At 69.1% G+C, this 13,087-nt stretch carries 2 protein-coding genes; both read right to left on the reverse strand.

Translation table 11 applies throughout. From position 1 onward, the window contains the following. On the reverse strand, positions 1-10,112 hold a 10,112-nt coding region (locus AB0J29_RS36205), incomplete at its 3' end, for an amino acid adenylation domain-containing protein (protein WP_364795631.1). A 390-nt stretch (positions 10,113-10,502) separates the two neighbouring features. Next, positions 10,503-13,087 (reverse strand): condensation domain-containing protein (locus AB0J29_RS36210; protein ID WP_364795634.1); only part of this gene is annotated, 2,585 nt, incomplete at its 5' end.

Genomic DNA, 13,087 nt, shown 5'->3' on the forward strand with positions numbered 1-13,087 from the left:
GCGCCAACACCCTGCGAGATCAGCAGGCGGGCAAGGCGATTCACCCGCTCGTCAAATTCGCGGTAGGTTAGCTCGGCGCCCTCGCAGGCCACCGCAACCGCGTCCGGCTGCGCCGCTACGGTCCGGCCATAGCCGTCAAGCAGCAGCCCGGGCGCAATCGGATGCCGGGTGTCGTTGCAGCCCACCAGGATTCGGTCCAGCTCCGGCCCGGTCATCAGGTCGATATCGCCGACCGGGGTGTCCGCGGCGGTGGCGATCGCTGCGAGCAGACGCAGGAATCGCTCGGCGAATCCAGCGGCGGTGGCCTCGTCGAACAGGTCCGTCGCGTAGACGAGCCTGCCGGCGATGCCGGTCGGCGCGCCGTGCTCGTCGTAGGTATCGGCCATGGTCAGGTTCAGATCGAACTGTGACAGCTGGGTGTCGATGTCGAGCCCACTGATCGTCAGGCCCGGCAGTGCCAATCCGGCCTGGGTCATGTTCTGGAACGACAGGCCCACCTGGAACAGCGGGTGCCGGGCAGCCGACCGCGCCGGGTTGAGCACCTCCACCAGCCGCTCGAACGGGATATCGGCGTGCGCGAACGCCTGGATATCGGTTTGCCGCTGCCGCGCCAGCAGATCCGTGAACGCCTCACCCGCGTCGACCCTAGTGCGGAAGACCAGGGTGTTGACGAACATGCCGATCAGATCGTCCAGGGCTGCCTCGCCGCGCCCGGCGACCGGTGTGCCGATCGCGATATCGTCGGCGCCGGAGAGCCGGGACAGCACCACTGCCAGCGCGGTGTGCACGACCATGAACAGCGTCGCACCCTCGGTGCGCGCCAAGTCGGCCAGCGCCTGGTGCGTGTCAGCATCCACCGACAGGTCGACGTGACCGCCGGCGAAGGTGCGCACCGGCGGGCGCGGCCGATCCGACGGTAGATCCAGCTGCTCCGGCAGGTCCGCCAGCGCGGCCTTCCAGTAGTCGATCTGCTTGGTGGCAGGCGAATCCGGATCCTCTTCGCTGCCGAGCGCCTCGCGCTGCCAGATGCTGTAGTCCGCGTACTGCACCGCCAGCGGCGCCCAACCTGGCGCCTCGCCCGCCGACCGCGCGGCATACGCGATCATCAGGTCGCGGGTGAGCGGCGCGACCGACGATCCGTCGGCGCAGATGTGGTGCACCACCATCGCCAGCACGTATTCGGAAGACCCCGCGTCGTCCCGGCGCACGCCGTGACTCGAGTGCGCAGACTGATGGTCGTGCACCTGCTGACGGTGAGCCTGGGTTCCGGCGTTCGCCGGAACGCCGGGAACAAGCGCTGGAATGACGGATTCCGAACCGGCGGCGCCGATCTCGTACAGCGCCACCCGCACCGGCACCTCGGCCGTGACATCGAAACCGGTCGTCAGCAGTGTTCGCACCGCGGATTCGAGCTCGCCCGGCGCGACCGTGTACACCTCGAGCTGCGTCGTGGACTCCTCCGGCGACAGAATCAGCTGTTTCGGACCGGCCGACGTCTGCGGATAGGTCGTGCGCAGGATCTCGTGCCGCTCAACCAGATCGGCGACCGCCAGCCGCAACGCGTCCACATCCAGCGCACCGCTCAACCGCACCGCGATCGGGATGTTGTAGGCCGCGGACGCGGTATCGAACCGGTTGAGGAACCACATCCGCTGCTGCGCCAGCGACAGCGGAATCCGTTCGGGGCGCGGCGCGGCCACCAGTGCCCGGCGGCTGCCACCACCGGCGATCCGTTCGACGGCGGCTGCGAGGTCGGCCACCGACGACGCCTCGAATATGATCCGCACCGGCACCCGGGTGTCCAGCGCCTCGCCCAGGCGCGCCACCACCTGTGTCGCGAGCAGCGAATTGCCGCCCAGCGCAAAGAAATCGTCGTCGAGCCCGACCGCGCGGGTGGCGTCGGCGCCGATCCGCAGCACGCCGGCGAAGGCGTCCGCGACCGCCCGTTCGACGGCATTGACCGGAGCGCGGAACTCCGCGGCCCGGAACTCTGGATCGGGCAGCGCTTTCCGATCGAGTTTGCCGTTCGGGTTCAGCGGCATCGTGTCCAGCGCGACGAAGGCGGCGGGCACCATGTAGGCGGGCAGCCGGTCGGCGAGGTGCGTGCGCAGCGCCGCCTGATCGAAGGTGGCGCCCGCGGCGGGCACCACGTACCCGACGAGCCGATCGCCGGTGTGCGGGTCCGAGCGGACCACTACCACCGCCTGTGCCACTGAATCGTGTGCAGTGAGTGCGGATTCGATCTCCCCGAGCTCGATCCGCTGGCCGCGCAGCTTCACCTGGAAGTCGGTGCGGCCGAGGTAGCTGATGGCGCCGGTGGCGTCCTGTGTCACCAGGTCACCGGTCCGGTACATGCGCGCACCCGCGGCGCCGAACGGATCGGCGACGAAGCGGTCGGCGGTCAGGTCGGGGCGCCCGAAGTAGCCGCGCGCCAGCTGATCTCCGGCCAGGTACAGCTCACCCGCGACGCCGGCCGGCAGCGGGTGCAGCCGCGCGTCCAGCACGTAGGCCTGCGCGTTCCAGACCGGGCGGCCGATCGGCACGGCACCGGTCACGTCGTCGGCGACCGGCGTATGTGTGGAGTGGACGGTGAATTCGGTAGGGCCGTAGAGGTTGTACAGGGCCGCGGTGCTGATCCGTCGGATCGCGCCGACCTCGTTGGCAGTCAGTGCCTCACCGGCCAGCAGCAGCGCCCGCAGCGAGGTGAGCGAGCCGGCGTCCACGCTGCTCGCGAACACCGTCAGCATGGACGGCACGAACGAGGTCATCGTGACCTGCTCGGCCGCGATAATGTCGGCGAGATAGCGCGGGTCGCGATGCCCGTCCGGGGCCGCGATCACGACTTGGCCGCCGGTTGTCAAGGGGCCGAACAACTCCCACACCGACACATCGAAGGTCGCGGGGGTTTTGAACAACACCACATCGCTGGCACCGATACCGTATTCGCCGGTGATCCAGCGGATCTGGTTCACCGCCGCCGCATGCGGCACCGCCACACCCTTCGGACGGCCGGTAGACCCGGAGGTGAAGATCACGTACGCGGGGTTCTCCGCACGCAGCGGGGCGATCCGTTCGGCATCGGTGACCGGAGCATCGGAGTACGCCGACAGATCCAGCTCATCGATACGCACGGCCCCCCGTCGTTCCGGCGAAAGCCGGAACCCGGGCTCACCCTCGGCAGATGCACTCGGTTCGGTGGATGCACCTGGATCCTGGCCTTCGCCGGGATGATACGTCGCGCTGTCAGCAGGACCAGTCGCACTGCCGGGCTGACCGATCGCAACGGCGGGATGATCGATGGCGATGTCGATGGAGTCTGCATCGCGCGTCGTGGTCAAGATGCATACCGGGTCGGCGGTGTCGAGCACGTAGCGGATGCGGTCGGCCGGTTGATCCGGATCCAGCGGCACGTAACCACCGCCGGCCTCGAGCACCGCGTACGCAGCCACCAGGAAATCCAGCGAGCGCCGCATACCCAGCGCGACCAGGGTCTCCGGGCCGACACCGGATTCGATCAACCGACGGGCCAGTCGGCGAACCCGGGCGGCGAACCCGGTGTAGTTCAGCACCTTCCGTTCCGGACCCGATCGGTCGACGATCGCGACAGCGTACGGCGCGGCCTGCGCCTGGACCGCGAACAGCTCGACCAGCGTGCGCTGCGGCCCGATGTCGCGGACGGTGTCGTTCCACCGCCGCAGCGTCAAGTCCCGTTCGGTGGCGTCGAGCAGGTCCAGATCGCCCACCGCCACATCCGGGCTGGAAACGATCCAGTCCAGCAGCCGGACGAACCGGTCCGCGAACCCGCGGACGGTGGCCTCGTCGAACAGATCGCGCGCGAAGGAGAATTCGGCGTACACGCCGGTGGCCGTTTCCCGAATGGCCAGCGACAGGTCGAATTTCGCGGTGTCGATCTCCAGATCGACCGCGCCGACCCGCAATCCGGGCAGCTCGAACGAGCTGTCCAGCAGGTTCTGGAACATCAGCGCGACCTGGAACAGCGGATGCCGTGCCGTGGAGCGCTGCGGATTGAGCAGCTCCACCAGTCGCTCGAACGGGATATCGGCGTGCGCGAACGCCTGTAGATCCGCATCCCGCACCTGTGCGAGCAGTTCGGCAAACCTGAGCTCGCCACGCACCGGCGTGCGCAGCACCAGCGTGTTCACGAACATGCCGATCACGTCGTCGAGTTCGGCCTCGCCGCGGCCGGCCACCGGGGTACCGACGGCGATGTCGCCGGTGCCCGTCAGCCGCGCCAGGAACACCGCCAGGGCGGTGTGCATCACCATGAACAGCGATGCGTTCTGCTCCCGCGCGATGTCCTGCAGCCCGCGCCGCAGGCGCTCGTCCACCGCGAATCCGACCTGTCCACCGGCGAAGGACTGCACGGCCGGGCGGGGCCGGTCCGCAGGCAGATTCAGTTCGTCGGGCACGCCCGCCAGCGCGCCGCGCCAGTAGTCGGCCTGCGCCGAGATCAGGCTGTCCGGATCGTCTTCCGAACCCAGCACCGCCCGCTGCCAGATGCTGAAGTCCGCGTACTGCACCGGCAGCGGCTCCCACTGCGGCGCCGCGCCCGCCGAGCGGGCGGCGTAGGCCAGCATTACGTCCCGGGTCAGCGGCCCCATCGACCACCCGTCGGCGCTGATGTGGTGCACCACGACCACAAGCACGTAGTCGTCAGCGGCCACCCGCAGCAGCGCGCCCCGCAACGGCACCTCTGTAGTGACGTCGAATCCGGCGGAGACGATTTCCGCGATGCGCGCGGGCACCGCATCCGCCGCGATGGACTCCGGGGTCAGGTCCGGAACCGCCTGCGCGGCAGGCAAGATCACCTGATGCGCGACACTGTCCCGGTCCACCGGGTAGACGGTGCGCAGCGTCTCGTGCCGGTCCACCACGTCGGCCACGGCCCGCCGCAGCGCGGCCACATCCAGTGCACCGGTCAACCGCACCGCGACCGGGAGGTTGTTCACCGCCGACGACATGTCGAACTGGTTGAGGAACCACATCCGCTGCTGTGCCAGCGACAACGGGATCCGCTCCGGCCGCAGACCCGCGACCAGCGGCACCCGTTGCCGTGTCCCCGCCACCGCACCGACCGCGGCGGCCAGCCCGGCCACCGTCGGCGTCTCGAACACGCTGCGCACCGGAATCCGCGCCGCCAGCGTGGCGCCCAGCCGGGCCACCACGCGCGTCGCGATCAGCGAATTACCACCGAGGTCGAAGAAATCGTCGTCCGCGCCGACCCGCTCGACACCGAGGACCTCGGCGAACACCTCGGCCACCGCACGCTCGGCCGCGGTGGCCGGTTCCCGGTAGGGCCGGGCCTCGAATTCGGGTTCCGGCAATGCCTTTCGATCGAGTTTGCCGCTGGCATTGAGCGGCATTTCAGCCAACGTCACGACCGCCGCGGGCACCATGTACGACGGCAGTGCCTCGCGTGCATGGGCGAGCAGCGCGTCCTTGTCGATATCGGCGCCGGGCACGGCGACGACATAGGCGACCAGCCGGTCGCCGGTGCCACCGCGCACCAGCGCCACAGCGGCGCGCTGCACATCGGCATGGCCGAGCAGCACCGTCTCGATCTCACCGAGTTCGATGCGCTGCCCCCGCAACTTCACCTGAAAGTCACTGCGCCCCAGGTATTCCAGCGCCCCGCAGTCGGGCGGCGCACCGTTCGGGGACAGCTGCGTGATCCAGCGCACCATGTCACCGGTGCGGTAGAGGCGCTGCCCGTTCGGGGCGGCGACGAATCGCTCGGCGGTCAGCGCGGGCGCGCCGAGATAGCCGCGCGCCAATTGCACACCGTCGATATACAGTTCACCGGCCGCCCCGAGCGGCACCGGACGCAATTGCCGGTCCAGCACGTGCACCTGGGTGTTGGCAACCGGCATACCTATCGGGACCGCTACTCCCGCAACAGATTCGGCAGGATGCGCGGTCACGACCGTGGCCTCGGCCGGTCCGTACCAGTTGAGCAGCCGCGTGCCGGGCAGCACCGCGGCGAATTTGGCGGCCACCTCCGCCGACAGCGCCTCACCGGCCGCGAATACGCGACGCAGCGAAGGATGCTCCGCCGCAGCGCTTCCAGCTTCGTCGAGGAACGTGTCGAGCATCGAGGGCACGAAATGCACTGTGGTGACCGAATATTCGTCGATCATGCGGGCCAGATAGGCGGGATCGCGGTGCCCGTCCGGTTCGGCGATCACCACCGCCGCGCCGGTGTGCAACGGCCAGAACAACTCCCAGGTGGAGATGTCGAAGGTGATCGGGGTCTTGTGCAGCACCGCGTCGCCGGTGTCGTGCGGATAGGTGCGCTGTGCCCACCGGAACTGATTGGCCATCTGCCGGTGGGTGATCACCACGCCCTTGGGCCGACCGGTCGACCCGGAGGTGTAGATGACGTAGGCCGGATTGTCCGGCCGTACCAGCGGGCCCTCGACACGCACAGTGGTGCTGTCGCGCAACTCGTCGACAGCGACGAGCGGCACGTCCGCGGCGGTCTCGAAACGATCTCGGGTGGTGGTCAGCACGCAGACCGGGTTCGCGCTCGACAGCACGTACTCGTTGCGTTCGGCCGGATGGTCGGGATCGATCGGCACGTACGCGCCGCCGGCACGCAGCACGGCGTAGATCGCCACGACCAGATCGATACTGCGGCGCATCGCCACCGCCACAAGGGATTCCGGTCCGACACCGCGGCCGGCCAGTTCCGTGGCCAATTCCCGGGCGCGGGTGTCGAGTTCGGCGTAGCTCAGCGTCGTCTCGCCGAAGATCACCGCGAGCGCGTCCGGTGTGCGGGCCACCTGCGCGTCGAAGAGCGTCAGCAGGGTCGAATCGTCCAGCAGCTCCGGCACTTCGGTGACGTTGGCGCGGTCGAGGACGGCGCGCTCGGCCGCGGTGAGCACGTCCACCTCGGCGAGCCGGGCCTCCGGCTCGGCCACGAACCGCGCGAGTATCGCCGAAAACCGCTGTGCGAGAGCCTGTACGGCCGATTCCTCGAACAGGTCGCGCAGGTACTTGACCATAACCTGCAGACGCACGTCCGGCACCAGCATCACGGTCAGCGGATAGTGGGTGCCGTTCACCGCGGTCGCACCGGTGATGGTCATCCCGCCGAGCGCGTCGTGCGCTTCGCTGAGCGCCTCTGTATCGACCGGGGCGGACTCGAACACCACCAGCGAGTCGAAAAGGCCATCCACTCCGGCGATTTCCTGGATCTCACTCAGGCCGAGATGGTGGTAGTCGAGCAGGGCCGCCTGCTCGTCCTGCAGCTGGCGCAGCAGACCGGCTAGGGTGTCGGCGGCGTTCAGGCGCACCCGCACCGGGATCGCGTTGAGGAACAGGCCGACCATCGCCTCGACACCGGCCAGCTGCGGCGGCCGCCCGGACACGGTGGCACCGAACACCACGTCGTCGCGGTCGATGCTGCGGCCGATCAACAGGCCCCACGCCGCCTGCACGACCGTATTCACCGTCACTCCGGCGCCCGCGGCCAGCCGGCTGAGTGCGGCGGTCTCGGTCTCGGTCAGTTCGAATTCGACGACGCCCACGCCCGCGGAGATCTCGCGGACCGGATCGGCCGGGGCCAGCGGGGTCGGCTCGGTGAAACCGGCCAGTGCGGCCCGCCACGCCTCGCGGGCCGCGGTGTGATCCTGGGCGGCGAGCCAGGCCAGATAGCTGCGATAGGTCCGGGCCGGCGACAGTTGATCCGCGTGCGCGCCCAGCGCGTAGTGCGTCAGCAGGTCCTGCGTCAGCAGCGGCATCGACCAGCCGTCGATCAGGATGTGGTGGCTGGTGACCAGCAGATGGTGGGCATCGGCCGCGGACCGGATCAGCACGAACCGCACCAGCGGCGCCGCGCCCATATCGAAGTGTGTTGCCATATCCACGGCCATGAAGCGCTCGACGGCCGCCGCGGCCGCGGCCGGATCCGGATCGCTCAGATCGACGAACCGCCACGGCACAGCCACCCCGTCCAGGACGACCTGCACCGGATTACCGTCGCCGTCCTCGGCGAAGGCGACCCGCAGGTTCACATGCCGGTCCACCACCGCCTCCGCCGCGACGCGCAGCCGATCCGCGTCGACGTCGCCGCCGAGATCGACCATGAACTGCACGATGTACGCATCGATCGACGACTCCGCCAGCAAAGCGTGGAACAGCATGCCCGACTGCAGCGATGTCAGCGGCCACACGTCGACGAGATTCGGGTACGCCTGCGCCAACCGGTCGGCGTCGGCCGGCGCTAGCTCGACCAGAGGTCCCGCCGTCTCGTCGTGTTCGCCGAGCGCCGCCGGATCCTCGGACCGAGCGAGCGTGGCCAGCGCCGCGACCGTCCGCGATTCGAACATCTCCCGGGGGGTGAAGACCACACCGGCGGACCGGGCCCGGGAGGCGACCTGGATCGCGGTGATGCTGTCGCCGCCGAGGGCGAAGAAGTCGTCGTCGATCCCGATGCGCTCGATACCGAGCGCATCGGCGACCACGTCGGCGATGATCCGCTGCGTCTCGGTTTCCGGGGCCCGGTATTGCTGGGTCTCCAGCACCGGCTCGGGCAGTGCGCGGCGGTCCAGTTTGCCGACTGGGGTCAGCGGGATCTCATCGAGCACCATGATGCTGGTCGGCACCATGTGCGCGGGCAGGCTGCGCTCGACGAACGTGGCCAGTTCCGCGACATCGACCGACGCACCGGCGGCGGCATGCACATAGGAGACGAGAATCCTTGCGCCGGTGGCGAGTTCGTGACCGACGGTCACCGCGAAATCCACGCTGTCGTGCGCGGCCAGCACCGCGTCGACCTCACCCAGCTCGATCCGGAAGCCGCGGATCTTCACCTGGAAGTCGTTGCGCCCCGCGTACTCGATCTCGCCCCGGGCGGTCCACCGCGCCAGGTCACCAGTCCGATATAGCCGGGAACCGTTGGGGTCGAACGGATTCGCCACGAACCGGGCGGCGGTCAGGCTTGGACGCTCGTGGTAGCCGCGCGCCAGCTGAGCGCCGGTGATGTACAGCTCGCCGACCACTCCGTCGGGTACCGGAGCCAGCCGCTCGTCCAGCACGTATTCGGTGATGCCACGGATCGGGCCACCGATGGTCACCGGTTCACCGGGCACCATCGGGGCGCTGATATTCGTCATGATTGTGGTCTCGGTGGGACCGTAACCGTTGAAGAACTCGCGGGTCTGCTCGTTCGCGATCGGAAGTACCCAGCGCCGCACCAGATCCGGCGGGCAGGCCTCACCACCCGCCACCACGACCCGCAGGTTGTCCAGCCCGGCCGGGTCGACGGAGGCCAGCGCCGCCGGCGTGATGAATGCATGCGTCACACCCTCGCTGCGTAGCAGCGCCGCCAGCTCCTCGCCGCCGAAGATGTCCGGCGACGCGACCACCATCGTCGCTGCCCCGCCCAGCGCCAGCAGCAATTCGAGCACGGACGCGTCGAACGACGGGGAGGCGAAATGCAGTGTCCGCGCCTCGGGGGTCAACCTGTAGCGGTCCCGCTGCTCGTCGCAGAAACCCGACAGACCGGCCTGGGTGACGACCACGCCTTTCGGCTTGCCGGTGGAGCCGGAGGTGTAGATGACATAGGCCGGATGCTCAGCCCGCAGCGGCCGCACCCGCTCGTCGGGGGTGATCGCCTCCGACGGATGGTTCTCGAGCGAGCGCGCGATGTCGTCGTTATCGATGACCAGCCATTCGACGCGGTCAGGCAGATCGATGCGCACCGCATCGACGGTCAGGCCGAAGAGCGCGCCGGAGTCCGACACCATGTGCGCGACCCGGTCGGCCGGATAGTTCGGGTCCACCGGCACGAACCCGGCGCCGGTCTTGGCCACCGCCCACACCGCGACAACCGATTCCACCGAACGGGGAATGCCGATCACGACCAGATCCTCGGGGCCGACGCCGCGAGCGACCAGCAGCCGAGCCAGGCGGGTGGACTGCTCGTCCAGTTCGGCGTAACTCAGCTTCGCCAGGGTCGTAGTGGCATCGGCGTGCACGATCGCGGTGCCGCTCGGATTCGCCCCGACGGCGATCGCCATGAGCCGCGGCAGCGTCGTCACCCGCGGCGGGCGGATCCGAGTGGGGCGTTCCCGAACCGGGCGGGTCATGCCTGCGTCCCTTCTCGCGTCGTCATGTGCTGCTTCCCGACCGGCCAAACCAATGGACTTGCCTCATTCTGAGTGTTGTTGACTGCGCGCACCGCACGGCGCACCACTGATGCATCGGATTCCCCCGTGCGGCATGTTACCGGCCGCTGCGGCCACCTCTCGGTGGACCGGCTGATCGGTGCGATGGGAGCACTCGAAGCACAGCTCCTCACAATTCCCGAAACGCGGCCCGCCCGAATGCCCAGGACACATTCCACCGTAGCGCCCAGCACACAGCTCGCCGCGGAGTCCGATGCACGAATCACCCCAAATCCCAAGGCACGGCGGAACATCGGACCCGTTACGCGGCTCACCGCGATGCCCGATGCACGGCTGACCGTGGGCATCGGTTCACCGCAGATCCGTGAGAGCGACGACGGTATCGACCCACGACAGGCGAGTGGCAGCGTCGGCAATCGGGCCGTCGTCCAGGACGACTGCCCGCAACTCCGCCAGCGAATCCCGGCCCAGATCCTCGAATCCGTTCCGTTCGGCCAGCAGGTGCGTCACCCACTCCTCGGCGAGAACGTCCGGCAGTTCGGCGTCGGAGGCCACCAGCACCGCGACGATCGAGGCACCCGTCGCGCCCGCCGCCACCACCTCGACCACCGCGGCAAGCGCATCAGGACGACCGTGGCGCAGCGTGCGGGATTCGAACGTCAGCGCGGTCCGGGCACAGAACCGGTTCACCACCGCCGCGAGTTCGTCGTAGCTCAGCGTTTCCCCGGCGCCGATGAACGCAGGGTCGGTGCCGAGCAGATCCCGAGTGCGATTCGCGTAGGTCACCGGGCGCGGCGACTCGGCCGCGATCTCCGCGGTGACCGCCGGATCGTCGAGCACCAGCCAGTCGACACCGCGGGCCTGCGCCGGCGGGGTTCCGGCGACCAACCCAACCATGACCTCCAGCTCCGACGGCAGCTCGGCGGCCGCGGCGACCGGCACCACCGCGGCGCCGGTGGCCACGATCGCCCAGGTGGCCACGACGGATTCGATGCCGCGGTCCAGCCGCACCGCCACTCCGGTCCCTGGCCCGCAGCCGCGTGTGATCAGCACCCGCGCCAGTCGCGACGACCGCGCCTGCAGTTCCTGATAGGAGATCGCATCCTCGCCGAAAACCCATGCGGGACCTTCCGGGTCGTCCTCCACAGCCGCCGTCAGCATCTCGGGCAGTGCGGTGCCGCGGGTGATCGTCGCCGTCTCGGCCGACGGCTCCGGCGCGGACTGCACGCGTTCGCGTTCGGCGGCGTCGAGGATATCGATGTCGCCGATCCGCACCTGCGGGTCGGCGGCCACCGCAGCCAACACGCGCTGCAGTCGGCGACCGAACGCCTGCATCGTCGCCTCGTCGAAGATGTCGGTTGCATAGTGGAGCGCGCCGAGGAGTTCGGCCGGCACGCCGTCCGCACCGCTGTGCGGCTCCACGATCACCTGCAGATCGAACTTCGCCGTCACCGCGCCGGTGTCCACCCCCGCCACCGTCAGTCCTGGTAACTGCAGCGTCGGCTGTTCGGTGTTCTGGAACGACAGCGCCACCTGGAACAGCGGGTTCTGCACGTTCGCGCGATCGGGGGCGACCACCTCCACCACCCGTTCGAACGGTATGTCCGCGTTGGCGAATGCCGACAGGTCGGTCTCGCGTGCCTGCTCGACCAGCGCGTCGAACGTCCCGGCCAGGTCGACGGCGGTACGCAGCGCCAGCGTGTTCACGAACATGCCGACCAGATCGTCGAGCACCCGCTCACCGCGACCGGCGATGGGCGTGCCGATGGTGATATCCGAGCCACCCGACAACCGCGCCAGCAGGGCGGACAAGCCGGCGTGTACCACCATGAACAACGACGAATTATGTTCGCGCGCAATACGAACCAGGCCCACGTGCACGTCCTGCGGCACGCTGAAACCGAGCGACGCGCCGCGCAGGGACGGCGCCACTGGGCGGGGGCGGTCCAACGGCAGCCGGGGTGTGCGCACGGCCTCGGCCAGCTGTTCTCGCCAGTACGCCAATTGCCGTGCAGCCACGGAGTTCTCGTCGTCGTCGGTACCGACAACCGAACGCTGCCAGAGCGCGAAATCCGCGTACTGCACTGGCGGCGGCGCCCAGCTCGGCGCGTCACCAGCGCACCGCGCCGCATAGGCCATGATCAGATCCCGGGCCAGCGGCGCCATCGAGGCACCGTCGGCCGAAATGTGGTGCACCACAACGGCGAGCACATGTTCGTCGGGCGCGTCGGCACCGGTCAGCAGCAGGGCGCGCACCGGAACCTGAGCTGTCACATCGAATCCGGCCGACATCAGCTCCGCCACGCGCTCGAGTTCGCCGCCGGCCGCCCGCACCTCCAGCCCGCCGGGCAGCGCCTCGGACACGGAAACGATCTCCTGGTACGGCGTGCCACCTGGACCGGATTCGGGGTAGCGGGTCCGCAGCGACTCGTGCCGCTCCAGCACATCCTCGACGGCGCGCTGCAGTGCGACGACATCCAGCGCACCCGTCAACCGCACGGCGAACGGAATGTTATAGGCGGGCGATTGCGGGTCCAGCTGGTTGATCACCCATATGCGCTGCTGTGCCAGCGACAGCGGCACCTGCTCCGGGCGCGGCCTGGCCAGCAGCGGTGGACGCCGGCCACCAGCGGCCACCGCCTCCGCGCGCAGCGCCAGTTCGGCAACCGATGGCGCCTCGAACAGGTCCCGGACTCCGAGGCCGCCATCGAGCGCGGCGTTCACCCGCGCAACGATGCGGGTGGCAACGAGCGAATTGCCGCCCAGCGCAAAAAAATCGTCGTCCAACCCGACCCGTTCGGCGCCGAGAACGTCGGCGAAGACCGACGCGATCGCCTGTTGCACCGCGGTGGTGGGCGCGCGGAATACCTTGGCCGCGAACGTCGGTGCGGGCAGCGCCTTGCGATCCAGCTTGCCGGAGGCATTGAGCGGGAACT

This window comes from Nocardia sp. NPDC049707 (assembly GCF_040674855.1).
Taxonomy (GTDB): Bacteria; Actinomycetota; Actinomycetes; order Mycobacteriales; family Mycobacteriaceae; genus Nocardia.